Source organism: Bradyrhizobium ganzhouense (genome assembly GCF_049949285.1).
Taxonomy (GTDB): domain Bacteria; phylum Pseudomonadota; class Alphaproteobacteria; order Rhizobiales; family Xanthobacteraceae; genus Bradyrhizobium; species Bradyrhizobium ganzhouense.
The window spans coordinates 568,146-592,622 of record NZ_CP181318.1; the positions used below are offsets into that span (position 1 = coordinate 568,146).

At 62.7% G+C, this 24,477-nt stretch carries 20 protein-coding genes and 1 tRNA gene; 9 read left to right on the top strand and 12 right to left on the bottom strand.

The genetic code is table 11. The features are described from left to right. The first annotated feature begins 45 nt into the window (after positions 1-45). The 3 genes from ACLFLU_RS02700 (at position 46) to ACLFLU_RS02710 (ending at position 2,386) form a co-directional block, all read left to right on the top strand. On the top strand, positions 46-483 hold the full coding sequence (locus tag ACLFLU_RS02700) for an ester cyclase (RefSeq protein WP_426410821.1): 438 nt from the start codon (positions 46-48) through the stop codon (positions 481-483). A gap of 51 nt (positions 484-534) precedes the next feature. Next, the gene (locus ACLFLU_RS02705; RefSeq protein ID WP_426410822.1) at positions 535-1,488 is read left to right on the top strand and encodes a zinc-binding dehydrogenase; all 954 of its coding nucleotides are present in this window, start codon (positions 535-537) and stop codon (positions 1,486-1,488) included. A 127-nt stretch (positions 1,489-1,615) separates the two neighbouring features. Next, a complete protein-coding gene (locus ACLFLU_RS02710; protein WP_426410823.1) occupies positions 1,616-2,386 on the top strand; it encodes an SDR family NAD(P)-dependent oxidoreductase in 771 nt (256 codons plus the stop codon). Positions 2,387-2,471: 85 nt separating this feature from the next. On the opposite strand, the gene ACLFLU_RS02715 is transcribed toward ACLFLU_RS02710, so the two are convergent. After that, on the bottom strand, positions 2,472-3,233 hold the full coding sequence (locus tag ACLFLU_RS02715; RefSeq protein ID WP_426410824.1) for an SDR family NAD(P)-dependent oxidoreductase: 762 nt from the start codon (positions 3,231-3,233) through the stop codon (positions 2,472-2,474). 169 nt (positions 3,234-3,402) lie between these two features. Between ACLFLU_RS02715 and ACLFLU_RS02720 the strand changes: the two genes are divergently transcribed. The 5 genes from ACLFLU_RS02720 to ACLFLU_RS02740 all read left to right on the top strand — a co-directional run bounded on the left by ACLFLU_RS02720 (position 3,403) and on the right by ACLFLU_RS02740 (position 7,344). After that, positions 3,403-4,305: a LysR family transcriptional regulator gene (locus ACLFLU_RS02720; RefSeq protein WP_426410825.1), complete on the top strand. Its 903-nt coding sequence runs from the start codon at positions 3,403-3,405 to the stop codon at positions 4,303-4,305. Between the two features lie 138 nt (positions 4,306-4,443). Next, positions 4,444-5,292 carry an SDR family NAD(P)-dependent oxidoreductase gene (locus ACLFLU_RS02725; protein ID WP_426410826.1) on the top strand — a complete coding sequence of 283 codons (849 nt, stop codon included), beginning with the start codon at positions 4,444-4,446 and terminating at the stop codon, positions 5,290-5,292. Then, positions 5,289-5,603, top strand: a complete 315-nt coding sequence (locus tag ACLFLU_RS02730) for a putative quinol monooxygenase (RefSeq protein WP_426410827.1) — start codon at positions 5,289-5,291, stop codon at positions 5,601-5,603. The genes ACLFLU_RS02725 and ACLFLU_RS02730 overlap by 4 nt, the downstream gene beginning before the upstream one ends. Positions 5,604-5,633: 30 nt before the next feature. Then, positions 5,634-6,368 carry an SDR family oxidoreductase gene (locus ACLFLU_RS02735; RefSeq protein WP_426410828.1) on the top strand — a complete coding sequence of 245 codons (735 nt, stop codon included), beginning with the start codon at positions 5,634-5,636 and terminating at the stop codon, positions 6,366-6,368. Positions 6,369-6,822: 454 nt separating this feature from the next. Further along, positions 6,823-7,344, top strand: a complete 522-nt coding sequence (locus ACLFLU_RS02740; protein WP_426410829.1) for a methyltransferase family protein — start codon at positions 6,823-6,825, stop codon at positions 7,342-7,344. Positions 7,345-7,522: 178 nt separating this feature from the next. Here the strand turns inward: ACLFLU_RS02740 and ACLFLU_RS02745 are convergent, their stop codons facing one another. After that, positions 7,523-8,974 carry a hypothetical protein gene (locus ACLFLU_RS02745; protein ID WP_426410830.1) on the bottom strand — a complete coding sequence of 484 codons (1,452 nt, stop codon included), beginning with the start codon at positions 8,972-8,974 and terminating at the stop codon, positions 7,523-7,525. 577 nt (positions 8,975-9,551) lie between these two features. Between ACLFLU_RS02745 and ACLFLU_RS02750 the strand changes: the two genes are divergently transcribed. Next, complete coding sequence (locus ACLFLU_RS02750) at positions 9,552-11,087, top strand: alpha-L-arabinofuranosidase B (protein WP_426410831.1); 1,536 nt, start codon at positions 9,552-9,554, stop codon at positions 11,085-11,087. A gap of 77 nt (positions 11,088-11,164) precedes the next feature. Here ACLFLU_RS02750 and ACLFLU_RS02755 read toward each other — a convergent pair. The 10 genes from ACLFLU_RS02755 to ACLFLU_RS02800 form a co-directional block, all read right to left on the bottom strand. After that, positions 11,165-11,241, bottom strand: a tRNA-Arg gene (locus ACLFLU_RS02755). Between the two features lie 67 nt (positions 11,242-11,308). Continuing rightward, the gene (locus ACLFLU_RS02760; protein ID WP_426410832.1) at positions 11,309-12,364 is read right to left on the bottom strand and encodes a sensor domain-containing diguanylate cyclase; all 1,056 of its coding nucleotides are present in this window, start codon (positions 12,362-12,364) and stop codon (positions 11,309-11,311) included. Position 12,365: 1 nt separating this feature from the next. After that, the gene (locus ACLFLU_RS02765; RefSeq protein ID WP_426410833.1) at positions 12,366-15,476 is read right to left on the bottom strand and encodes an EAL domain-containing protein; all 3,111 of its coding nucleotides are present in this window, start codon (positions 15,474-15,476) and stop codon (positions 12,366-12,368) included. Positions 15,477-15,660: 184 nt separating this feature from the next. Continuing rightward, complete coding sequence (locus tag ACLFLU_RS02770; RefSeq protein WP_426410834.1) at positions 15,661-16,746, bottom strand: branched-chain amino acid ABC transporter permease; 1,086 nt, start codon at positions 16,744-16,746, stop codon at positions 15,661-15,663. After that, entirely contained in the window at positions 16,743-17,753 is a 1,011-nt protein-coding gene (locus ACLFLU_RS02775) for a branched-chain amino acid ABC transporter permease (protein WP_426410835.1), read from the bottom strand. The genes ACLFLU_RS02770 and ACLFLU_RS02775 overlap by 4 nt, the downstream gene beginning before the upstream one ends. After that, positions 17,750-18,472 (bottom strand): ABC transporter ATP-binding protein, encoded by a 723-nt coding sequence (locus ACLFLU_RS02780; protein WP_426410836.1) that lies wholly within the window; start codon positions 18,470-18,472, stop codon positions 17,750-17,752. Before ACLFLU_RS02780 ends, ACLFLU_RS02775 begins: the two co-directional genes overlap by 4 nt. Beyond that, positions 18,469-19,245, bottom strand: a complete 777-nt coding sequence (locus ACLFLU_RS02785; RefSeq protein WP_426410837.1) for an ABC transporter ATP-binding protein — start codon at positions 19,243-19,245, stop codon at positions 18,469-18,471. Before ACLFLU_RS02785 ends, ACLFLU_RS02780 begins: the two co-directional genes overlap by 4 nt. Positions 19,246-19,408: 163 nt before the next feature. Further along, positions 19,409-20,593: a substrate-binding domain-containing protein gene (locus tag ACLFLU_RS02790; protein WP_426410838.1), complete on the bottom strand. Its 1,185-nt coding sequence runs from the start codon at positions 20,591-20,593 to the stop codon at positions 19,409-19,411. A gap of 155 nt (positions 20,594-20,748) precedes the next feature. Beyond that, positions 20,749-22,191, bottom strand: a complete 1,443-nt coding sequence (locus tag ACLFLU_RS02795; protein ID WP_426410839.1) for a sigma-54 interaction domain-containing protein — start codon at positions 22,189-22,191, stop codon at positions 20,749-20,751. 306 nt (positions 22,192-22,497) lie between these two features. Then, positions 22,498-24,234 (bottom strand): putative bifunctional diguanylate cyclase/phosphodiesterase, encoded by a 1,737-nt coding sequence (locus tag ACLFLU_RS02800; RefSeq protein ID WP_426410840.1) that lies wholly within the window; start codon positions 24,232-24,234, stop codon positions 22,498-22,500. Between the last annotated feature and the right edge of the window lie 243 nt (positions 24,235-24,477).

Genomic DNA, 24,477 nt, shown 5'->3' on the forward strand with positions numbered 1-24,477 from the left:
CCGGACTGCGTGCGCAAAACGAATTCAGGCTGACAGGAGATCATCATGACCAACGTCATCAGCGAAGCGGCAAAGGCCGTGGTTCGCCGTAACACCGAAGAAGTGCAGGGTGGAGGAAACTGGGCCTTGTTCAACGAACTTTTTGCGGAGGACTTCTTCGATCACACGCCACAACCCGGCGGCACCCGCGACAAGGCGGGCGTGCTCGTCCTCTACAAGCGGCTGCGCGAAGCTTTTCCCGATTTCACGCCGGAGATTCATTGGCAGCGCGTTGATGGCGACGTGGTCACCACCTTCAAGACCTATCATGGCACCCATCGGGGGAACTTCCTCGGCATTCCCGGCAAAGGCACCAAGGTCAGCTTCGAAACCGTCGATGCGATGCGCGTCATCAACGGCAAGATCATCGAGCACTGGGGCGTAGCGAACCTCTATTCGGTCATGCAGCAGGTGGGTGCGATCGCGCCTCTGCCGCAGGCCTGAGGGATTGGGTCACTTCTCTCGCTAAGCAATCGAGATCATCAGGAGAATATCATGTCTGTCGTCATCCGCATGCGGCGCACCGGCGAGCCGTCGGTCCTTGTTTCTGAGGAAGACGTTGTTGGCGTCCCCGGTCGAGGTCAGGTCAAGCTCCGACAGGAAGCGATCGGTGTAAACTTCGTCGACACAATGTTCCGCTCAGGAGCCTTCAGTGCCGACCTTCCGTTTGTGACCGGTGTCGAGGCCTCCGGCGTGATCACCGAAGCCGGCCCAGAGACCGACGGCTTTGCGGTCGGCGATCGTGTCGCCTATTTCTTCGCACCCGGTGCCTATGCCGCCGAGCGGCTCATCGACATCGCTCCCCTGGTGCATTTGCCGGCCGACGTGCCTTCCGAAATTGCCGCTGGTCTTATGACCAAAGGCGTGACGGCATGGCTGGCAGTCAAGAAGCTGCACGAGGTCAAAGCTGGCGACAGGGTTTTGGTTCAGGGGGCGACGGGCGGCGTCGGTACGTTGGTCACACGCTGGGCGAAGGCTCTGGGCGCAACCGTGGTTGCGGTGGGCTCACGGTCCAAACTTGCACGCATTTCGGCTGACGCGGATCACGTTCTCGCCTCCGACGAGGCCAACCTTGCTGACCGGATACGCGCCGTCGTCCCCGAGGGTGTAGACGTCGTCTACGAGTTCGTTGGAAAGGCAACCTTTGCGGCCTCCGTTCACAACGTGCGGGATGGCGGAGCAATCTTCACCATTGGCGCCGCCTCGGGTTCGCCCGACGTCGATCAGAAAATACTGACAGCGCGCGGCCTGAAGGTCAGCCACGCCAGCGCGGCCGCGACCGTGAAAGGCGCCATGCTCGCCCGGGCGGCGACTGAGGTCTTCAATCAGTGGAGAGACGGCATCTTCGGCGAGATAGAACTTCAGCGCTACCGCCTCGCTGATGCGGCACAAGCGCATGCGGACTACATCGCGCGCAAGATTGGCACAAATCCCATTCTCGTGCCCTGAGGCTGCGCGATGCGACCTCGGTCATCGGAGAACGGCACGCGATCCATCCGAGCCACGCGTGCATCCGAACTTACCTTGGGTATTCGAATGCCCGCGCAATCATCCAGAGCCTATAGAGGAGAGAACAGTGAGCGACATTCTGAAGGGCAAGGTCGTCGTCGTTACCGGCGCTTCGAGCGGGATCGGGCGTGCTATCGCGATCGGCGCAGCACAACACGGAGCGAAGGCTATCATCGTTTCCGATGTGACCGAAGCGCCGCGAGAGGGAGGTGAACCGACGGTGGCGGAGATCGAAAAACTCGGCGTGGCTGCTCGGTTTCATCGCACCGACGTCAGCAAACAATTTGAAAACGATGCGCTCGTGGATGCGGCGAGCGAGTTCGGCGGCGTCGACGTGTTCGTCGCTAACGCCGGTATCACATTGCGGTCGGATGGCGCGAACGTTCCTGAGGAAGATTACCGGCGGCTCATGTCTGTCAATCTCGACGGGGTTCTGTTTGGCGCACAAGCTGCGGCCCGGCAGATGAAGGCGCTCAAAAGGTCCGGCAGCATCGTGCTGATGGCGAGCATGGGTGGAATTGCCGGTGCGGGAATCACTGTCGCATATTCGACCAGCAAAGGCGGTGTCGTGCTTATGGCGAAAGCGTTAGCCGATGCTCTCGGGCCGGACGGGATTCGCGTGAACGCCGTGGCTCCCGGGACAATCGATACACACCTGCTCCGGACGACACCGGATATCGCGGAAGCGTCTGAAGGTTTTCGCCGGCGTACACCGCTTCGGCGTCTCGGCAAGCCGTCGGAAGTCGCCGATACCGTTGCCTATCTTGGCTCGGATCTGTCGAGCTACGTGACCGGTACTGCGCTTCTTGTCGATGGTGGACTGCTGTCGGTGATCTAGCCGCAACCGAATTGATTGGAAACCAGGACGTCCGCAATGATTGGACGGTTTCGGGTGGAGCGCGTGGCCCCACCCGAAAGCCGGACTAGCCGATTTTCACGCTCATGCCGCCGTCGGCCATGACCACTGAACCGACCATGAAACTCGCTCTGTCGGAAGCCAGGAACGCCACGACCTCGGCGATCTCGTTTGCCTCCGCGGCGCGGCCGATTGGCGCCTTGCCGCCGTGATTGGCCAGGAAGCCCTGTCCGTTTTCCATTTTGCCAGCCCAGATATTCGTTACCACATCGCCGGAGCCGACGGCGTTGACGCGAATGCCGTGTTCGATGGCTTCCAGAGCCAACGTCCGCGTCAGTTGCACCAGTGCACCCTTGGACGAGGTGTAGGCCGAGATCTGCGGGAAGGCGAAATAGGCGGCATAGGAGGCAATGTTGACGATCGCGCCGCTCTTGTTGGGTATCATCGCCTTCATGGCCTCGCGCGAATGCAGGAAGGCGCCGCTGACGTTCACCGACATGATCGCATTCCAATCGTCCAGGGTCATGTCGACCACGAGCTTGCTCATGATACGTGCGGCGTTGTTCACGAGAATGTCGAGCTTGCCGAAGTGCTCGATCGCCAGCGCGACGGCCTTGCTGGCGGCATCCTCCCGCGCGACATCCGCTACGAAAGGCACGATGCCGGGCTTCCTCAGACGCTCGACGTCGGGGTTGATGTCCTCAGCGATCACCTTGGCCCCGCGGGCATGCAACAACTCTGCAATGGAGCGGCCGATGCCGCTAGCGGCTCCGGTCACGATGGCGACCTTGCCTTCGACTTCATTTGCGGCCGTTAAGATGGCAGTCATTGTAGTCTCCTTAGCTTGCGGTTCTTTCGGCACGCTTGAGAGAGCGATAGGGGCTTCGATGCCGAATGATCGGAAGCTAGGAGGTGAACGCGCGAGATATAATCCGTTCTGGACCGCATGGGTTGTTTAGGTTCAGATACATAAACGATTCAATTCCTTGGATTTTTGAATGCGGGCTACCGGAAACACCGATCTTCGTGCCTTCGTCGCCGTCGCCGAGCAGGGGAACTTCTCCAAAGCTGCCGAACAACTGGGGCTCTCCCCGTCTTCTCTCAGCCAGATCATCCGCACCTTCGAAGAACGGCTGGGCGTTCGTCTGATCCATCGCACGACCCGCAGCGTCTCACTGACCGAAGCAGGCGAACGGCTGCTGCTGCGCATCAGGCCCGCTCTTGCCGAACTCGATGCGGCGCTTTCCGATGTCGGGCATTTCCGGGATCGGCCCGCCGGGATCGTGCGGGTCCGATGCTTGCGCCACGCCTTCCGGATCTACGTTGCGCCGATCCTTTCCGCTTTCCACGCGGCCTATCCCGACATCAAGCTCGATATCCTGGTGGACGACGCGATCGTGGATTTGGTCGCGGGCGGCTTCGACGTTGGATTTACCCTCGGCGAGGTTTTGGAAAAGGATATGGTCGGCGTGAAGCTCGGCGGCGAGATGCGACAGATTGCCGTAGCATCGCCCGACTACATTGCCCGCCACGGCCGTCCCGAAGCGCCGAAGGATCTGCATTCGCACAAATGCATACGCTGGCGCTGGTCGGGCCGGGTGACTCCCTATAATTGGGAGTTCTTCAAGGACGATGCTTGGTTCGAGGTCGAGGTTGATGGTCCGCTCATCCTCAGCGAACAGACCATGACCATTGACGCGGCGGTTCAGGGGATGGGAATTGCCTTCTGGATCGAACAGGAGCTCAAGCCCTTGATTGAGCAGGGCAAGCTTGTCGCGCTTCTTGAGGAGTACTCGGCCCCTTTTCCGGGATTTTACGTCTGCTATCCGCAGCAACGCCAGATGGCGCCCGCTCTTCGTGCCTTCATCGACTTCGTCAAGGCGAACGCAGCCGGGCGCTGATGCCAACTCGCCCGATTATGCGGCTGAGCTGAAAGGCCCGTCCGGAATTCCCGCGATTATCGGATCGGTCGCGCCCGACTAGTTTCCCCTCAGCACCGGCCGACAAGTCGGCCGTTCGCAGCTGAAAAGGGGAATCCCATGGTTCAGAAAGTCTGGCTCATCACTGGCATCGCGCGGGGGCTCGGCCATGCGCTCGCCAAGGCCGTGTTGGCCGGGGGTGACTTGGTGATCGGCACCACCCGCAGCGGCGAACAGCCCGTCGGCCTCGCCGCGGACAATCTCACGGTCCTACCACTGGAGATGACTGACCGCGATCAGATCGCGCGCACCATTACAGCGGCATTTGCTTGTCATGGTCGGCTCGACGTGATCGTCAACAATGCTGGATACGGCCTGCTCGGATCCATCGAAGCCTCGACCCCGGGCGAAGCGGATCACGTCTTCGCGGTCAATTTCTTTGGTCCGCTCGCACTCATTCGCGCGGCGCTGCCGCGGCTGCGCGAGCAACGGCGCGGGCACATCGTCAACATCTCCTCGATCGCCGGCATTGCGCCCACGCCCGGAGCCGGCCTCTACGCTGCCACGAAATCCGCTCTGGACAGCATGTCATACAGTCTGGCGCAGGAAGTCGCGCCGTTCGGCATCTGGGTGACCGTGGTCAATCCCGGGGCGTTCCGGACCGAGTTTCTGTCGATCCGTTCGGTGCTTCGCACATCCTGCAGCATCGACGACTACGCCGTCACAAGCGGGCGCGCCGTTGATGGGCTCCTGACCAGGGATGGGCGGCAGCTCGGCGACCCCGATCGCGGCGCCACGGCGATCATGGAGGCTGTCGAGTCAGACGAGCCGCCGCTGAACCTTGTGCTTGGCAGCGATGCGCTCGATCGAGCCAGGGGACGTCTCGACCGCTTCGAGGAAGACCTCATTCGCTGGGAAAGTCTCACGCTCAGCACCGATTTCACCACCCAAACAGGAGCCAACCGATGACCAAAGTGACAAATATCGCCTTCATTCGCGCAAAATCCGGCCAATCCGAAGAGCTGGGCCGCCAGTTGCTGGCGCTGGTCGCGCCATCTCGCCAGGAGGCCGGCTGCATCAACTACGACCTCCATCGTTCCGATGCCGACGCGGACATCTGGTGCGTCTACGAGAACTGGCGCTCTGCCGACGACCTCGCGACGCACTTCACGCTCCCGCATATGCAGGCATTCATCGCGCTGATTCCGACCCTCGTGGAAGGTGAGCTCGATCTGCGGCGCTTTTCGATGGTCTCGCTGCCGGCATCGCAAGACGCGTAACCATCAAGCAAGGAAGAACGGGAATTAGTCATGTCCAACATCAGAGGAAAAGTTGTCACCATCACGGGGGCCTCGAGCGGCATCGGCGAGTCGACGGCGAAACTGCTCGCTGCGAACGGCGCGCATGTGGTGATCGGCGCTCGCCGGATAGATCGTCTCAAGGCGCTGGCCGAGACCATCGCCGCCGCCGGCGGATCGGTTCGGATGCGTGCCCTCGACGTCGTCAGCCGTCAGGACACACAAGCATTTGTCGATTACGCCAAGGAGCAGTTCGGGCGTGTCGACGTGATGGTCAACAACGCCGGCGTCATGCCGCTCTCGCCGCTCGCCTCGCTCAAGGTCGACGACTGGGACCGGATGATCGACGTCAACATTCGCGGCGTCCTGCACGGCATTGCTGCCGTCCTGCCGGGGATGCAAGCCCAGGGTTTTGGGCAGATCATCAACGTCTCGTCGATCGGCGGCCTCCGCGTGACGCCCACGGCGGCGGTCTACTGCGCGACCAAATTCGCGGTCCGGGCCATCTCGGATGGGTTGCGTCAGGAGACCGATAAGATCCGTGTGACGGTCGTGTGCCCCGGTGTCACCGAGTCGGAGCTCGCCGAAAGCATTTCCGACGAAGTGGGCCGCAACGAAATGAAGACGTTTCGCCGGATCGCGATTCCCGCGGATGCCATCGCCCGGGCGATCGCTCACGCCATCGAACAGCCCGATGACGTCGACGTCAGCGAGTTGGTCGTTCGACCGACTGCAAGTCCTTTCTGATATCGGGAAGCTTGAGCGATGACATCGCACCTCTATGACAGACGCGTTGAACCTCCGGGTGCGAGCCCGGAGGGAACGACGTTTCGCGAGCAGAGCAGGCTCAGAGTGAGCGGCGGACGTTTGCTGCTGGCGGTTCCGAGAATCGTGTTTCCGCTGATCCTGGCACTGTTAACCGCCGCCGCAGCTGGATGAGGGAGCCGCGGAGAGATTCTAGTTTAGAGCCATCATGCGAGATGGCGCGCCACGGCAGATGAAGATGGGCACCATTGCTACGCCGTGGCGCTATGATGCAACGTTCAATTTTGCTCGACTGCTGCCCAGGGCGGACGTGAGCTGCCGATGATACTGCTATGATGATCACCCGGATTTTGGATGGGGCCACCGCCTAATTCCGCTGAACGCGCTGACGGGACATGGTTACACTAACCTTGCGACAGGACGGGAAGGAGGTACCGTGCCGAAAACGATCGCGATATTGGGCTCCGCCCTCTTCTTTGCGGTTGCGCCCACCACGGTGGCGGGGCTCATTCCATGGTGGATTACACATTGGGAGTTTCGGCCGCCCTTCTTCGATCTCGACGCAACGCGCGCCGTCGGGATCGTGTTGATCGTCGCCGGACTACCCGGCATTGTCGACTCGTTTGCACGCTTTGCGCTGCAAGGATTGGGCACGCCGGCGCCGATCGCACCGACGCAGAACCTCGTGGTGACGGGTCTTTATCGCTACGTGCGCAATCCTATTTACGTTGCCCTTGTCGCCGTCATTCTGGGCCAAGCCGCCTTGTTCGGCGACCAGCGCCTTCTTGCGTACGGTGCGTTAGCGTGGCTTGTCTTCCACGCGTTTGTCGTGTGGTCCGAGGAGCCGGCGCTCGTTCGTACGTTCGGAACGGAGTACGAGGATTTCCGGGCCAACGTCCCGCGCTGGATTCCGCGGCTCACGCCCTGGCGAGCCGCACGACGCCGGAATAATTCGTGACGCGGGCGCCGCCGCGGGAAGGGCGTGGTAGCGTGCCCTGTCGTGAACTGGCGCACCACTAAGAACAAAACGGCGAACTCATACATCATTGAAATATCTATAAACGCCCCCATTTCATCGACCGCATCAGAGGTACCGGACAGGTTTCCGGAGCAGCCGCGCATCAATGCGCGCAACGTCACCGATTGAGGTCATAACCCAGCAATTCCTCTCGCCTTCCCACCTTGTTGCAGTTCTCGTCGTTTGAAACGAAGTGAGAATGTTCGGATTCGGAGTAGCAGCGGTATAATGGTCGCGTATTGGGCTGAGCCGTCGAGTAAACGAAGCCGGCCGTGCGAAGAGGCTTGTAGCCACTTTGCTCACAGACGCCCTTCCTTGTTAGGATACGATCCAGAGGGCCGGCGGCCTTACTGATACATTCTTCGAGTTCAACAGTGGGTTCGGCGGGGTCGGCGGTGGTCATCATATAGCCAAGCTGGGCAACGAGACGGTAAGACGTGTAATTCCCGGGCACGGGTGCGATAGTGACCCAGTGGTCGTGATGGATTGCATCGTACCAGTGCGTGAGCATTTCACCCACCACGGGTTCGCCGGGCGCGCGAGACCAAGAGATGTCGACGGGCCGGAAGATCAAATAGCGCTTGGCGAAGCCTTCGCCCGGGCTAAGGTACATGTATGCGAGGAGCCAATGGTCGCCGAGTTGGTTGAGCCCCGTTTTTGCGTCGATGAGATCGGGATAGGAGATAAGTTCCAGACCGTCATGGCGTCCCCAGTCGCCACCCGTGACCAGCATGAGAGGCTGAGGAAAAAGGGGTGTGAAGTGCAGGCGATCGGCCGACACTTGAAGTCCGATGCCTCCTCGAGCCCAGTTTAAGCTAATCGTTTGATGCGTTGTCGTCCAATAGGCGACCCCGAGTCCATCGATGGGGCTTGATTTGCCGCCAACTCCTGGCTCCGACCAGGCACCGTTGAAGAACTTCTTCCACTGGCTAGCAGCCAGGTTGGAGGCCGGTGCCCGCGCGATAAATGTGTAACCGCCGTTCCATGATTGCCCGCCATTGCGCAAACAATAGGCGTAGTAATAACCATCTTCCCCTTTCACCACTGAAGGACAACTGTCGCCCGTGAACTTGCCGGCGACTGGCGGGTCAGTGCCCACGATGATCGGTCCTTCCATCTTCCAGGTAAGCCCATCGTCGGAGGAGGTCGCGATGGTCATGGATGCGTGCGTCTGCCCCTTCGCGTAGTTGCAGGCAGTTTCGTCGTGGACCCAACCGTAGAGCGTCTTGCCCACCAGTTCGACATGCTGGATCCATTGCCCGCAGGTAGCTGAACTGCCTGGCGGTCCCGCTTTCAGCACTGCGGTACCCGGACCGCTCATTTCGTAGGGGTGATGGCCGTCGATGGCCCAGCTGACCCCGCCAGCGGTGAAACCGCGGAACCGCCCGTCGGGCAGCCCGATTTCGGTAAACCAATTGTCCGCAATATCGCCGGCCGGTCCGCGGGCAACCAGAGGCGTTCCTACCCGGACTCTGATCTTGTCATTCAAGCCCACAACAATGTCTTCGGCGTGCACCACACCGGGTAGGAATGCGAGAAGCGACAGAATTACGTGCACCAAGCGGCTCATGTTTCGCCTCGCCATAACCCCAATGCCGTATCCCATCGGCGGATGTCCGGATGCCTCGCCGCTTCACTGCTGCCTACTAGGGTGACGGCATGAACCCGTTGTGAACGCACGAGTTCACGCGCGATCACGAAATCGCGCGGCGCCGGGATTGGTCACGGTAACGGATTGCAGCCATATCGCCCTGTTCACGCCAGCTTCAGGATAGGCCTGCGACGATGCCGGTCGGAGCTGAGCGTGGCACTAATACTGCTTGGACGGAACGTGAGAGTATCGAGTACCTGTTCTCGTTACACACTAACGGCCCTTTCCTTACTATTTTCGATTGGCTGCGGACTCGACCTTTGCCTTGAGGATCCGGGCGCGGGCGGCACCTTGCCCCAAAACCATTGCGATCCTGCGGCCGCGAGCCAAAGATTCTTGCTGGTCGATTGAACACAGTCGTTCTCCCAGGGGTACCGAAATGGATGGTTGCTTCCAGTGCTCTTTCCTACCTCCAACATCAGGAAAATTGCGGCGAGAGAGACCGGAACGGATCGGGCGCCTTGCGTGGTCGCGGTCAAGGAAGGTCGGCGCCCGTGTGGCGGTCGCTGGCCCGGCAGTCATCGCCGCTTTAATCGTTGCAAGCCTGATCGGCGCTAGCGCCGCGCATGCCGAAACGATCGGACAGCGGCCTTGTGATATCTACGCGGCCTATGACACGCCATGCGTCGCGGCGCACAGCACAGTGCGATCGCTCTACGCCAAGTATGACGGCGCGCTCTATCAGGTGAAGCGTGCGTCGGACAACGCGATTGAAAACATCGGCTTGCTTTCGGACGGCTACGCCAACGCGACGGCGCAGGATGCATTCTGCAAAAGCTCTACCTGCATCATTACGAAAATCTACGATCAATCACCCCACCACAACGACCTCGCGATCGCCTCCGGCGGACACTATAGGGGACCCGGTCCGGATGGTTCCGACTTCGGTGCCGCGGCGGACGCATTGCCTGTCACAGCAGGTGGTCACGAGGTCTACGGCGTCTCGATTTCGGCCGGGATGGGCTACCGGAACAACCAGACGTCGGGCGTTGCGGTCAAGGGAAAACCGGAAGGGATGTACATGGTTGCTTCCGGAACCCATTTCAATTCGGGCTGCTGTTTCGACTATGGAAACGCCGAGACGAGTGGCAACGACACTGGTGCCGGCCACATGGATGCGGTGAATTTAAGTAGAGACTTAGAGTGGCCCAATTGCCACCCCGGACCAGGGCCCGGGGTTCATGCCGACCTGGAAAACGGAATATTCCACTGGGATAAACGCAGCTGCAATCCGGCCGCGGAAATCAGTGGCGGACCACGACCCTTCATCTCGGCATGGTTGAAGAACAATGGCGAGACCAGATTTGCGCTGAAGTGGGGCGACGCACAGTCGGGCGGGCTCAACACCATCTATGCCGGCGTCCTTCCAAGCGGATACGCGCCGATGCACCAGGAGGGCGCCATCATCCTCGGCATCGGAGGCGACAACAGCCATGCCTCCATCGGCTCTTTCTTCGAAGGCGCGATGACGGCCGGTTTTCCCGGCGACGGCGCCGACAACGCGATCCAGGCCAACATTGTCGCAGTCCACTATGGCGCACCCACTGGCGTGTCCGAAACGCTGGCACCGGGCGCGGAAATCTCGCTGCAAGCGACCACACCATGCTGCACCGGAGACTATGTCCGCAACCAGAACGGCACCGCCGTCATCGCGCCGATCACGTCCACCAGCACCGGACAAGACAAGTCCGATTCGACTTGGATCGTCCGCCGCGGCCTTGCCGACGCTTCATGCATCTCGTTCGAGTCGAAAAACAATCCGGGCGACTTCCTGCGGCATCAATACAATGCGCTGCGGATCCAGTCGTTCGACGGCACCGACCTGAACCGCTCTGACGCAACCTTCTGTCCGCAGCCGGGCAAGGACGGGAAAGGACATTCGTTCCGCGCGCTAAGGTACCCGACGAAATTCATTCGCCACTACTACGGCAAGGTTTATATCGCGAGCAACAGCGGCACGAACCCCTGGGACACCACCGCTCTTTGGGCCAGTGACACCAGCTTCATCGTCGGCGCCCCCTGGTCGCCTTAGGACCGGGAATGCTCAGAGCGGATCGTCCCACCCAGCCGAATATATTGTTCGCAGTTCATTCTGAGTGGTGGAGATTTTGGCGCACCCGACACGATTCGAACGTGTGACCTTTGCCTTCGGAGGGCAACGCTCTATCCAGCTGAGCTACGGGTGCAGCGAGGGTTCATGTAGCCGATTGGCGAGGGGTGGGCAACCGGTCTCGCCGCGGCAATCGTCGCGCTTTAGGCCGATTTGCGCGGGGCCAGGCCAGGAACCGGACCGCTGACCGGCACATTATCCCGGCCGAGGCCTGCGAATTCGGCCAGGATACGTTCTGAGCAGACGACACGGTTGCGGCCGAGCCGCTTGGCGGCATAGAGCGCCTGGTCGGCCGCACCCAGCAGCCGGTCGGGGGCGCCGTCGGCCTCGCCGGGGATGTGACTGGCGACGCCGACACTGAGGCTGACATGGTTGCCGGCCCCATGGGCGCCGTGGGCGATCGCTAGGGCCATGACGGCACAGCGGATCTCCTCGGCGATGGCGCAGGCATCGTCGCAGCTCATGTCGGGCAGGATCAGCGCAAATTCCTCGCCGCCATAGCGGCTGGCGAGGTCGAGCGGACGCACCGCGTGGCGGCTGACGACGCGCGCCACCTCGCGCAGGCATTCGTCGCCGGACTGGTGGCCGTGCGCGTCGTTGAACAGCTTGAAATGATCGACGTCGACGAACAGCAGTGCCAACGGCTTCTGCGTCCGCTGCGCGCGCGCCCATTCGGTCATCAACATCTGGTCGAAGGAGCGGCGGTTCGACAGCCCGGTCAGCCCGTCCTTGGTGGCGAGCTCCTTCAGCGCCATCTCGGCGCGCTTCTGGTCGGTGAGGTCGCGCAGCGTCTCCACCACGGCGATTAGATTGCCGGCCTCGTCATGAATGGGGCCCGCGTCGATCGCAAGATAAAGCTGGCTGCCGAGTTTCGGCATCACGCACCAGTTCTCCGCGCTGAAGCCGAGCCCGTTATGGCCGCGTGCGGCATATTCCGAATAGAACTCCGGCAGCTGTTCGGGCCGGTCGAGCGCGACCAGATCGGCGAGGCAGGGACGCTTGGTCTCGTAGAAGGCCTGCCAGTGCTTGCTGGTGCCGATCACCTCGGAGGCGGCAACGCCGGTCAGCCGCTCGCACGCCCTGTTCCAGATCACGACGCGGCGCTTCGGGTCGATCACGAAGGTCGGCACCACCAGGTGCTGCATCAGCCGCACCGCGTAGGAATCCGCGACATCGATGGTTTTGGGTGACTTCGCCATCTCAGGCCACCGCCGCCACTGGCATGGTGTCGCCCGGGCCGAACAGCTCGCGCACCTCTACCGCCGGCTTCGGCTTGCTGAACAGATAGCCCTGCATCTCCGTGCAGCCGAGCGCGCGCAGCATCTCGCGCTGGGCTTCGGTCTCGACGCCCTCGGCGACCGTGGTCATGTTGCTGGCGGAGGCGATGTTCACCACCGCCTGCACGATCACGGGTGACCCGCTCGCATCGGCGATGTCGGCGACGAAGCAGCGGTCGATCTTGATCTTGTCGAATGGGAAGCGCTTCAGATAGCTCAGCGAGGAATAGCCGGTGCCGAAATCGTCGAGCGCGATGCGCACGCCGATCGAGCGAAGCTGGTGCAGGATCGAGAGGGCTGCCTCGTCGTCGCGGATCAGCACGGCCTCGGTGATCTCGAGCTCGAGCCGCCGCGGCTCAAGCCCGGAGGCGGCCAGCGCCCCCGCGATCCGCAGCGCCAGCGTGTCGCATTTGAGCTGGACCGGCGAGACGTTGACGGCGACGCGCACATGAGCAGGCCAGGTCGCGGCCTCGTTGCAGGCCGTGCGCAGCACCCAGTCGCCGATCTCGTTGATCAGGCCGGTATCCTCGGCGATCGGAATGAATTCGGCCGGCGAGACCATGCCGCGCTCGGGATGGCGCCAGCGCAGCAGCGCCTCGCAGCCGGAGACCTCGCCCGAATGCAGATTGACCAGCGGCTGGTAGTGAATCTCGAAGCCGCCGTCGATCAACGCCTGGCGCAGATCCTGCTCCAGGGTGAGGCGGGCCTTGGCGCTCGCATCCATCTCCGGCACGAAGAAGCGGTAGGTGCGCCGCCCTTCCGCCTTGGCGCCGTACATTGCGAGGTCGGCATTCTTGATGAGCTGATCGAGATCGGCGCCGTCCTGCGGCGCCAGCGCGATGCCGATGCTGGCGTCGGTGGAGAGCTGGTGGCCGAGGCAATGATAGGGGCGGCGGATCGCTTCATGGATCCGCGTCACGAAGGACAGCACGTCGGCGGACGATTCGATTCCGGTCTGGATCACGGCAAACTCGTCGCCGCCGAGCCGCGCGATCAGGTCGCCCGGCCTGAGGCAGGCGCGGATGCGTCCGGCAATCGCCTTCAAAAGCTCGTCGCCGACATGATGGCCGAGCGAATCGTTGATGCCCTTGAACTCGTCAACGTCAATATAGAGCAGCGCGAATTGCTCGCCGCCGGCGACCTTGCCCAGTTGCCGTTCGATCTGCTCGCGGAACAGCGTGCGGTTCGGCAGGTCGGTCAGCGCATCGTAATGCGCCATATGCGCGATCTTCTCGGCGGCCTTGCGCTGTTCGGTGACGTCCTCGATAACGTTGATGATGTAGCGCGGCTCACCGGCCTCGCCGCAGATGCCGATGCGCTTCGAGATGGTATGACGCTGGCCGTCAGCCTGGGTCTTCCAGCTTTGCTCCTTTTGCAACAGCCGCTCTGGCGATTGCAGCACGGCGTCGTCGTCGTGTGTGACGATCTCGGCGTCCGATTCGGGCAGGATATCGGCTGCCGTCTTGCCGACGATCGTCTTGCCGTCTTCACCGAAGATATCTTCGGCAATCCGGTTGACCAGCAGGTAGCGCCGCGTATGGGCGTCCTTCACCGTGATCTGCGACGGGATGTGGTCGATGATCTCGCGGAGGAAGGTGTAGTTGCGATCGCGCTCCTGCTCCAGGTTGCGCCGCTCGGTGATGTCCTCAAATGTAGCGACCCACCCGCCCCAAGAGAGCGGCGTGTTGGTGATCTGCAAAGCGCGGCCGTTGGGCAGCTCATGGATCCTGGAGGAGACCTTGCCTTCGGCGACAATCCTCATCACTTCGGCGCAAAAGGCTTCGACATCGCCACTCAACGCGCCACGCTCCTTGCGGTGGCACATCGCGTCCTTCATGTGGCAGCCAGGCTTGATGATATCGCTGGAGAGGCCGAACATATCGATATAGCGCCGGTTGCAAGTGACGATATGTCCCGAGGCGTCGTACAGGATCAGGCCCTGCGACATGTTATTGAGTGCGGTGTCGAGCCGTTGTCGCTCCGCTTCGAGGCGTCGCTGGGCCTCGCGGTTCTGCCGGTTGATCTGGCGGATGATCATGAAGAGGATCAGCGCGATCACGGCCGCTGAAAGCGTCGCGGTGGTGACCATGAAGCCGGTCTGCTGCCGCCAGTCGGCAAGCGCCGACGACATGGTGTTGGTGGCCACGATGACCAGCGGGAAATGCGTGAGCGACGCAGCCGAGCCGAGCTTCTCCTCGCCGTCCACCGGGCTCTTGACGCGCATCGTGTGCTGGCCGCCGCGGGTCAGCACCTTCTGCATCAGCGGCGCACTCTTGTAGCTGGTCCCGATCATCGCTTCGACATTCGGGTAGCGCGCCAGCATCACGCCTTCGCGGTCAAACAGCGAGATGGCCGCGCCATCGGCCAATGCGACCGAGGCGAAGAAGCGTCGATAGCTGTCGGGATCGATCCGCCGCACCAGCGCGCCGACGAAGGTGCCGTCCGGCAGGCTCAGCCGCCGCGCCACGACCGTGGTCCATTTCCCGATCAGGAAGCTGCGCACGGATTCCAGCAGCACCGGCTCCGACATCGCATTGGTTTTGAACGTCTGGAAGTAGGCGCGCGAGGAGACGTTGATCTTGGGCAGCGGCTGCGCGCGCGACCAGGAGATCAGGTCGCCGTCGGCATCGTAGATCGCGATGTCACCGAGATAGGAGACCGCGCTGACCTTGCCTCTCAGCATGCGGTGGGCCTCAGGCCCCGACATGCGCTCGCGGAACATTTGCGGCGAGGTGATCTCCGGCAGGTGCATCTGCCCGATCAAGTCGGCGGCGACGACGTCGGAATCCTCAAACTGCTGATCGAAGTGCCGTGCGATCAGCTGCACGGTGTTTTTCAGTTCGCGCTCGCGGTTGGTGAGCGTCTTCTCGCGAAACTCGCCGACAGCCATCGCGGTCACGGCGAAGATGCCGGCGACCAGCAACGCGCCCGAGAGCGTCAGCCACAGCACGGGTCCGCGCCGCATGGCAGCGTCCCAGCCGCTTTTCGCGGCTGAGAATATCGCAGCTGCCATCCCTGAAAAAACCTGGCGCATCCCACTCCCCTGGAGGAACAGAAATACTACGGACAGATGGCGCAATGCTTAGGAAAGCCGGTTACTCATGGCTTAAACCGGTTGCGGATTTATACGGATATCCACCCACGCGGGAATCGCGGCGTGTCACGCCACGGTTGTACGTGGCGCGCACGGCGCGCTGCGCTGCATCGTTAATCGAAGCTTAATGCGAAGCGCCCGCGCTCTTGTCGCCGCCGCCATTGCGCAGCCGCCCGACCACGCCGGTCGGGAAGAAATAGACGCTGGCGATGAAGAGCAGCCCCAGCCAGAGCAGCCAGCGGTCGGGATGGAGCAGGCCCGGCAGTAACGGTAGGCCGGCCTCAGACGCCGCCTTGGAGGCGACGCCCATCAGCGATTGCAGATAGTTCTGTGCGAGGATGAAGATCGTTGCGCCGATGATCGCACCGTAGATCGTGCCCATGCCGCCGATCACGACCATCAGGAGAATGTCCAGCATGATGGAGAAGCTCAGCGAGGTGTCCGGCCCCGCATAGCGCAGCCACAGCGCATTGAGGATGCCGGCACCGGCGGCGACGAGTGCGGCGAGGCAGTTGGCGTAGGTCAAGTGGAAGACGGTGCGGAAGCCGAGGGCCTCGGCACGAAAGCGATTCTCGCGAATCGCCTGGAGCACGCGCCCGAATGGCGAGTTCACCACGCGCAGCAGCGCGAGGATCATCAAGGCGGAGACTGCGAACACCAGATAGAAGGTGAGGATGCGGCCGTTGATCTCGAAGCCGAACAGGCTTTTGGCGATCAGCACGGTGCCGGGCCGGAGCAGTTCGGGCAGCTGGAAGCTGCGGCCGTCCTCGCCGCCGGTCAGCCAGGAGAGCTGCGAAGCGAGCACCTGGAAGGCGGAGGCGACCGCGAGCGTGATCATGGCAAAGAAGATCGCGGCCACCCGCAGCGAGAACAGGCCGATGGCCAGCGCAAGCAGCGCGGCCAGCGGCAGGCCGACGACGATGCCGGTGGCGACCGCGGTCCAGTTCGGGCCCATGCCGTACAGCGCGATCGCGATCGCGTAACTGCCGATGCCGTAGAACATGGTGTGGGCGAACGACACCGATCCGGTATAGCCGAGCAGCAAATCGTAGGACGCCACCAGCGCGGCGAAGACGCAGATCTTGGCCGCGACGTTCAGCGCTTTCGCACCCGGGAACAGGAACGGCGTTGCCGCCAGCGCCAGGATGATGACGACGAGGAGGAGCGTGAGCACACGGCTCCGCGGCGGATCGCCCGACAGGATCATCATCGGCTGGTCACCGCATAGAGGCCGCGCGGCCGCCACATCAGAATGGCGACCATCAGCAGGATGTTGGAGACGAGGGCGAGTTTTGGCACCAGGAAGCCGCCGTAATTGGCGACCATCGCCACCAGGATCGCGCCGATGAAGCAGCCGCCGATCGAGCCGAGCCCGCCGATGATGACGACGACGAAGATCAAGACGGTGAGCTCGTCGCTCATGGAGGCGTGGACCTGCTCGCGATAGAGCGCCCACATCACGCCGCCGAGGCCGGCCAGCGCCGATCCCGCCATGAACACGCCAAGGAACAGGCGGCGGATGCGGTAGCCGAGCGCCTCGACCATCTCGCGGTTCTCGACGCCGGCGCGGATCAGAAGGCCGAGCTTGGTGCGGTTGAGCACGAGCTGGATCGCGATGAAGACGGCAAGCCCGATCAGCGTCGCCAGCACGCGGTATTTGGCGATCGCGACGTCACCGAGGATGAAGGAGCCGCGCAGCGAAGTCGGCAGCGGCATCGGGATGATCTGCGGCCCCCACAGCGCATAGAGCGTCTGTTCGGCGACAATCAGGCCGCCCGTTGTCATCAGGATCTGCTTCAGATGCTGGCCGTACACGGGAAGGATCAGCACGCGCTCGACCACCAGCCCGAGCGCGCCTGATACCGCCATCGACAGCAGCGCTGCGGGCGCCAGCACCGCAAGGTTCACCCAGAGCGAATCCGCCTGCACCGAGGTTGCGAACGGCGCGAACACCAGCGTCGCGATGTAGGCACCGACCGCGATGAAGGCGCCGTGGCCGAAATTCAGCACGTCCATCAAGCCGAACACCAGCGTCAGACCAGAGGCCATGATGAAGATCATCATGCCCATCGCGAGGCTTGCCGCCGTCAGCGTCAGCCAGGTGCTGGGCGAGCCAATCAGGGGTATCGTGACAAGCGCGAGCGCGATGGGCAGCAGGATCGGCGCGATATCGCGCTTCGGCTTCGGCAGCGGATCGGTTGCGGCAAGGTCAGTCACTGATGCGCCTCCAGGCTCAGGCCGAGCAGCCGCTCCTGCAGCGGCACGTCGGCGGCGAGCGCCGCCATCTCGCCGCGGTGGACGATGGTGCCGTTGTCCATCACCAGCACGTTGTCGCCGAGCTCACGAGCGGCAAAGAAATTCTGCTCGACCAGCAGGATCGTCGCGCCCTTGCGCTTGATCTCCTTCAGGCACTCGATCAGCGCCATGACGATGGCGGGTGCCAGCCCCTTGGTCGGCTCATCGATCAGCAACAGCTTGCGCGGCTCAATGATCGCGCGCGCGATCGACAACATCTGCTTCTGTCCGCCCGAGAGGCTGCCCGCGCGCGACAGCCAGAACCGGCGCAGCGCCGGGAAGAAGCCAAAGATCCATTCCAGCTGCTGGTCGTCCATCATCCCGTCGCGGGCAGCGAGGACGAGGTTCTCTTTCACGGTCAGATCGGAGAACACGGCCATGCTCTCGGGCACATAGCCGACGCCGAGCCGGGCGATGTCGGGCGTGGCGCGGCTCTCGATGCGTTTGTCGCCGAGCGTGATCTCGCCGGAAGATGCCTGCCAGAGACCCATGATGGTGCGCAGCGTCGTGGTCTTGCCGGCGCCGTTGCGGCCGAGCAGCATCGTGACTTGCCCTTGCGGGACCGCGAGATCGATGCCCTGGAGGATGTGGTAGCGGCCGATATGCGTGTGCACGCTGGAGAGCTTCAAAAGGTCGGTCATGCGGCACCCTCTGCAACTTTCTTCGGGGCGACGCCGAGATAGGCTTCCTGCACGATCGGCGAGGCGATCACCTCGGCCGGCGGGCCATCTGCAACAAGTTGGCCGTTATGCAGCACGATGATGCGGTCGGCGAGCGAGCGCACCACGTCCATCTTGTGTTCGACCAGCAGGATGATCTTGCTCTTGTCCTGCTTGAGCTGCGCAATCAAGTTGAGGACAACCGGCACCTCGTCGATGCTCATGCCCGCGGTCGGCTCGTCGAACATGAAGACTTTCGGCTCCAGCGCGATCATCAGCGCCACTTCGAGCTTGCGCTGGTCGCCATGCGACAGCGCGGTCGCGGCGACGCCGCGGCGGTTGCCGAGCGCGACCTGGTCGAGGATGGCATCGGCGCGCGCAATCAGGTCGCGGCGGACCATCCAGGGCCGCAGCATGTCGTAATGCGTGCCGTTGGCCGCCTGCACCGCGAGGCGGACGTTCTCCTCTACTGACAGGTTCGGGAAGAGGTTGGTGAGCTGGAACGCGCGTCCGAGACCCGCACGGGTTCGCAGCGGCGCGGAGTGCTGGGTGATATCGGTGCCGTCGAACAGGATGCTGCCGCTGGAGGCGCGGAGCTGACCCGAGATCAGGTTGAAATAGGTGGTCTTGCCGGCGCCGTTCGGCCCGACGATCGCGGTGAGCTCGCCCGGGCGGAACGTGCAGGTGACGTTGTTGACCGCGACATGGCCGCCGAAGCGGATGGTGAGGTCGCGGGTTTCGAGAGTTAGCGCCATGGGTCTGGTAAATAATGAGAGGAGAATGCTTCCACGATCACACTGCGCTCCCTCCCCCGCTTGCGGGGGAGCGGTGGGGAGAGGGTGTTTCCGCGGGCGAGAACCCCCAAGAGGTGAGAGCCCTCTCCCGGCCTCTCCCGCAAGCGGGAGAGGTGAAGAAAGATCAGCGCTTGTTTTTAACCGGAACGTCCATGTCCTCGATCTTCAGCTCGCGCACCGGCTCGAGCACGGCCCAGGCGACGTTCGGATCAACGTTGACCTTGAAGTGATACATGCTCTGGAGCGCCTGATGGTCTTCCTTGCGGAACACCATCTTGCCCTTCGGCGTGTCGAACTCCAGGCCTTCCATCGCCGTGATCAGCTTCTCGGTGTCGGTCGACTTCGCCTTGGTGACGGCGGCGACGACGGACATCGCGGCTGCAAAGCCGCCCGCGGTGAAGAAGTCCGGCGGCGCGTTGAAGCGCTTCTGGTGCTCGGCGACCAACCAGTCGTTCACCGGGTTCTTCGGAATGTCGTAGTAATAATAGGTCGCGCCTTCCATGCCAGGCAGGCCCTTATAGGCGGCGAGCGCCGGCAGGATGTTGCCGCCGGTCGACAGCTCGATGCCGTAGCGCTTCGGGTCCATGTCCTGAAGCTTGGCCAGCGGATTGCCGGCGCCGGCCCAGATCACCCAGATCACCTTGCGGCCCGGCTTATCTTTCAGCGCATCAAACAGGCGCTGGCCGACCGCGGTGAAGTCGGTGGTCGAGGTCGGAGCGTATTCTTCCGCAGCGAGCGTCGCGCCGGTCTTGGCGAGCGCCTCCTTGAAGGCGGCGACACCGTCGCGGCCGAAGGCGTAGTCCTGCGCCAGGGTTGCCACGGTGACGCCCTGCTTGCCGATCGCGACCGCGTTCGAGATCGCGTCCTGCGACGAATTGCGCGCCGTGCGGAAGATGTAGCGATTCCACTTCTCGCCGGTAATCTGGTCCGCGACTGCGGGCTCGACGATCAAAATCTTCTTGTTCTCCTCGGCGACGGGGAGAATGGCAAGCGCGGCCGCCGACGAGGTCGTGCCGATCGCGATGTCGGCCTTGTCGTCCTGATAGGCTTCCGCGAGCGCGGCCTTGGACAGGTCCGGCTTGCCCTGGTCGTCCTTGGTGATGATGACGATCTTGCGGCCGTCGAGCATCATCGTGCCCTTGGTGGCGTATTCAAAGCCCATCTGCAGGCCGGTCTCGGTCTGCTTGGCATAGGCCTCCAGCGGACCGGTCTTGCCGTAGATCAGCGCGACCTTGAGGTCGTCGGCTCGCGCGGAGCTGTTCGCGGCCAATCCCATGATGGCGGCTGTGAGAATGAGCGATCGACGCACGGTGGTTCCTCCCAAAATGAATTGCCTTGATCACAGCGATTTGCACACATGTGCAAACATTGCAATTCCACCTTCCGGCGGAGCTTGCATGAAGCGCATGTGACAGTCGCTCGTTGTCAGGAGTCCGAGACTTCAGACAGGCGCTGTCTCGAAACTCAGACGGGTGGTGATCCCGACGCCAGCCCGAACTTGGCGAGCTTCTTGTAGAATGTCGCGCGCGAGATCCGCAGCATCCGTGCGGCCTCCGTGATCTGCCCGTTGCTGGCGGCGAGCGCGTGTTCGAGCGTCTGTTTCTCGAACTCCGCCTCGGCTTCGGCATAGGGCACGACCGAGCCGGTCATCCGCTGCGCCGGCGCGGGGTGCGCATCCGTGCTGCCCGGCAGGATGTGCGCGAAATCGTCGTCGGTCAGGCGTCCGGAATCGCTCAGGATCAGTGCGCGTTCCAGGATGTTGCGGAGCTCGCGGACGTTGCCGGGCCAATCGTAGCGCGCGAGCGCTGACAATCCGCTCGGCGTGATCTTCGCGTTGACGAAATCGCCGGAGGCGCTGATGTCCTCGATCAGCCGTGCGCAGATGTCAGGGAGATCGTCGAGGCATTTGCGAAGCGGCGGCAAATCGATCGAGAGCACGTTGAGCCGATAATAGAGATCGGCGCGGAAGGCGCCGTCGCTGACGCGCTTGCGCAAATCCACATTGGTCGCGGCGATGACGCGTACATCGACCTTGGTGATCTTGTCCGAGCCAAGCGGCTCGATCTCGCGCTCCTGCAACACGCGCAAGAGCTTCGCCTGTAATTGCAGCGGCATCTCGCCGATCTCGTCGAGGAACAGCGTGCCGCCGTCGGCAATGCGGAATTTGCCTTCGCGTCCCCTGCGATCGGCGCCGGTATAGGCGCCGGGCGCGGTGCCGAAGAATTCGGATTCGATCAGCGTCTCCGGAATCGCCGCAACATTGACGCTGACGAACGGCTTTTCCGCGCGCGAGGAGGCGTTGTGGATCGCCTGCGCCAGCAATTCCTTGCCGGTGCCGGTCTCGCCGGTGAGAAGCACGGTCACGCTTTGCCGCGCCGCGCGCCTGGCAAATTCCTTGGCCTGCGCGATCGCCGGCGTGGTGCCGACGAAATCCGCCAATGCGAAGCGCGCCGCGCGGACGTTGGACAATTGCCGCCGCGCCAACCTCAGATCGGCCTCGAGCTGGGTGACGCGCGCGAGCAGCGCTTTCAGGCTCTCGATGTGGTCATAGAGCACGAAGCCGATCGCGCCGATGACGTTGCGCTCCTCATCCTCGATCGGCATGCGCGTCACCACGAGCTGCTCGCCGCCGAGCTCCATGATGTCGAGCAGGATCGGCTCGCCGCTTTCGGCGACATTCCGCATCAGGCTATTCGGGATGATCTCTTCGATCGGCCGGCCGATCGCCTCCGCGGTCCGCTTGAGGCCGAGCGAGGTGAGGTATTTCTCATTGACGTAGATGACCTGCCCGCTGCGATCGATCGCGATCGCGCCCTCGCACAGATGCTCCAGCCGCTCGAACAGCGTCACCATCGCCCGTGCGCGGACATAGGCGGGATCGCTGACGTTGGAGGAGGAGTTGGACATTGGCGTGCCCCAGGGGAGGTCCGCATGTCTATTACCAAAAGCGCAGTAATTTCAAAGGGAAATCGGTGCGACGGGGTTAACGCCGATACCCACTCGCGCGCGATCTAGCTCCCGTCACCCTGAGGTGGCCGCTTCTTCAGCGGCCCTCGAAGGGCGACGGGCCCGGCTGGCAGCTCGGCCGTTTATCCTTCGAGGCTCCGCCCACAATGCTTCGCATCGCGGGCCTCGCACCTCCAGCGACAATGGCTTCGCCATTGCGCGGGGATGACGGAACGATCAGCGGATCGCGTGATCAAGGAAGACGCCCTACCGCCGATAGCCGCTCGCCCGCGAATAGCCCTGGCGGTTCTGCTGCATCGGGCGGGCGGAGACGCTGGCGCGGGACTCGCTCGAGGCGGGCGTGGCGAGCTTCAGCTCCTCCAGGAAGATCGGGCGGGCAAAATAATAGCCCTGCGCGTAGCGGATCTTGGTCGCGGCCTGGAGATAGGCGAGTTCCTCGTAGGATTCGAGGCCTTCGGCGATGACGGTCATGCCGAGCGCTTCGCTCAGGGATTCGATCGCCCGCAGAATGCCCTGGCTGCGCGGGCGCTTATGGATGTCGGTGATGAAGGAGCGGTCGATCTTGATCTCGTCGGCGGTGATGTCGGCGAGCGCCGACAGCGACGAATAGCCGGTGCCGAAATCGTCGATCGAGATGCCGACCCCAAGCTTGCGGAACATCGGCAGGATTTCCGACTGGAAGTGACTCTTGGCAACGAAGGCGTCTTCGGTCACCTCGATCATGAAGCGTTGGGGGAAGCCGGTGCCGTCCAGCGCCTGCGCGAAGCTGCGCATGAACTCGGGATTGCCGGCCTGCTTGGCGGCGACGTTGATGCTGATGGTCGATCCCGCGCCAAAGGTGTCGTTGATCAGGTCGATCGACTTGACGATCTCGGCCAGCACGAGATGGGTGAGCTCGTCGATCAGCCCGAGCTCGCTCGCCAGATTGATGAATGAGCCCGGCGCCTGGATCACGCCCTCGTCGTCGCGCAGGCGCACCAGCGCCTCGATGCCCTTCACGGCCTGGGTGCGGATGTCGACCTTGGACTGAAAGGCGCAGCAGAAGCGCTTTTCGAGAATGGCGAGCCGCAGCGACTGCTCGATCTTCATCCGCGCCAGGGCCTCGCGCTCCATGCCGGCGTCGAAGAACGCCGCCATTCCCTTGCCGTCATTCTTGATGCGGTACATCGCGATGTCGGCGTTCTGACGCAGTGTCTCGAAGCTGCGGCCGTGATCGGGATAGAGGCTGACGCCGACCGAGGTGGAGGCGAAGACCTCCGAATTGTCGATGAAGAATGGCGCGGTCAGCCGCTGCAGCGTCGCTTGTATGAATTCGGCGACTTCCTCCTGGCTCTGGATCGGCGAGAGCAGCAGCAGGAATTCGTCGCCGGAGATGCGCGACAGCATGTCGGAATCGCGCAGGTCGCGGCCGAGCCGCTTCGACAGCTCGACCAGCAGCGCGTCGCCGACGGTGTGGCCGTAATAGTCGTTGATGTGCTTGAAATTGTCGACGTCGAGAAAGGCGAGTGCAAAACGCTCGCCGCCGTGATCGCGTGCGAGCAGGCTGTTGGCGCGATGCTCGATCACGCGCCGCGAAGGCAGCCCGGTCAGCTCGTCGAAATAAGCCGAGCGAAACAGCTGGTCCTCGAAATTTTTCTGCTCGGTGATGTCTGCTGATGCCGAGATCAAGAGCTCGCGGCCGGCGAGCTGGACCGGCCGATGGGTCGTCAGCAGCACCTGGCGTGCGGCGCCGACCTGGAGCGCTTCTTCGGCGGTGACCGGCTGTCCGGCCCTCAGCGCGCGCTCGCAGGCCTCGCGGCGCTGTGCAAGGTCCGGCGACGGACGGCTGCCGTCCATGCCGAGCTGGGCAGCCGCGACGTCGTTAACCAGGAGAAGCTTGCCTTGCGCGTCCTGCACGGTCAGGCCGGCAGGCAGCATTCTAACGATTTCCTTGAGGAATCCGAGTTCGGCTTCGCTCGCGCCGTTATGTACATTATCGTTCATAGAATTCATGAATCTTGTTGTTTCAGCGCGACTTTACAATGAGCGCGATCATGCCCAGCTCCCTCTTAGGTTTGGTTAAGGGGTCCGAAGAAATACGGGGGTGTTTTGCGAGAAACTTGCGACGTTGCGACGCGCGCCGCCGATCGTCATTAACAGGAGGTCAACAGCGCTCGCGATAGCGCGAGCGTAGCGCGCGAATCTCTTTCGTTTGAATCGATGCGAGCCGTAGACGTCACCTCTCCC

Bases quoted from the DNA above. Each gene is read 5' to 3' on its own strand.
- ACLFLU_RS02795 (WP_426410839.1), bottom strand. From the start codon at position 22,191: ATGTCCAACTCCTCCTCCAACGTCAGCGATCCCGCCTATGTCCGCGCA.
- ACLFLU_RS02700 (WP_426410821.1), top strand. From the start codon at position 46: ATGACCAACGTCATCAGCGAAGCGGCAAAGGCCGTGGTTCGCCGTAAC.
- ACLFLU_RS02735 (WP_426410828.1), top strand. From the start codon at position 5,634: ATGTCCAACATCAGAGGAAAAGTTGTCACCATCACGGGGGCCTCGAGC.
- ACLFLU_RS02730 (WP_426410827.1), top strand. From the start codon at position 5,289: ATGACCAAAGTGACAAATATCGCCTTCATTCGCGCAAAATCCGGCCAA.
- ACLFLU_RS02800 (WP_426410840.1), bottom strand. From the start codon at position 24,234: ATGAACGATAATGTACATAACGGCGCGAGCGAAGCCGAACTCGGATTC.
- ACLFLU_RS02720 (WP_426410825.1), top strand. From the start codon at position 3,403: ATGCGGGCTACCGGAAACACCGATCTTCGTGCCTTCGTCGCCGTCGCC.
- ACLFLU_RS02760 (WP_426410832.1), bottom strand. From the start codon at position 12,364: ATGGCGAAGTCACCCAAAACCATCGATGTCGCGGATTCCTACGCGGTG.
- ACLFLU_RS02705 (WP_426410822.1), top strand. From the start codon at position 535: ATGTCTGTCGTCATCCGCATGCGGCGCACCGGCGAGCCGTCGGTCCTT.
- ACLFLU_RS02770 (WP_426410834.1), bottom strand. From the start codon at position 16,746: ATGATGATCCTGTCGGGCGATCCGCCGCGGAGCCGTGTGCTCACGCTC.
- ACLFLU_RS02715 (WP_426410824.1), bottom strand. From the start codon at position 3,233: ATGACTGCCATCTTAACGGCCGCAAATGAAGTCGAAGGCAAGGTCGCC.
- ACLFLU_RS02745 (WP_426410830.1), bottom strand. From the start codon at position 8,974: ATGAGCCGCTTGGTGCACGTAATTCTGTCGCTTCTCGCATTCCTACCC.
- ACLFLU_RS02765 (WP_426410833.1), bottom strand. From the start codon at position 15,476: ATGCGCCAGGTTTTTTCAGGGATGGCAGCTGCGATATTCTCAGCCGCG.
- ACLFLU_RS02780 (WP_426410836.1), bottom strand. From the start codon at position 18,472: ATGACCGACCTTTTGAAGCTCTCCAGCGTGCACACGCATATCGGCCGC.
- ACLFLU_RS02725 (WP_426410826.1), top strand. From the start codon at position 4,444: ATGGTTCAGAAAGTCTGGCTCATCACTGGCATCGCGCGGGGGCTCGGC.
- ACLFLU_RS02785 (WP_426410837.1), bottom strand. From the start codon at position 19,245: ATGGCGCTAACTCTCGAAACCCGCGACCTCACCATCCGCTTCGGCGGC.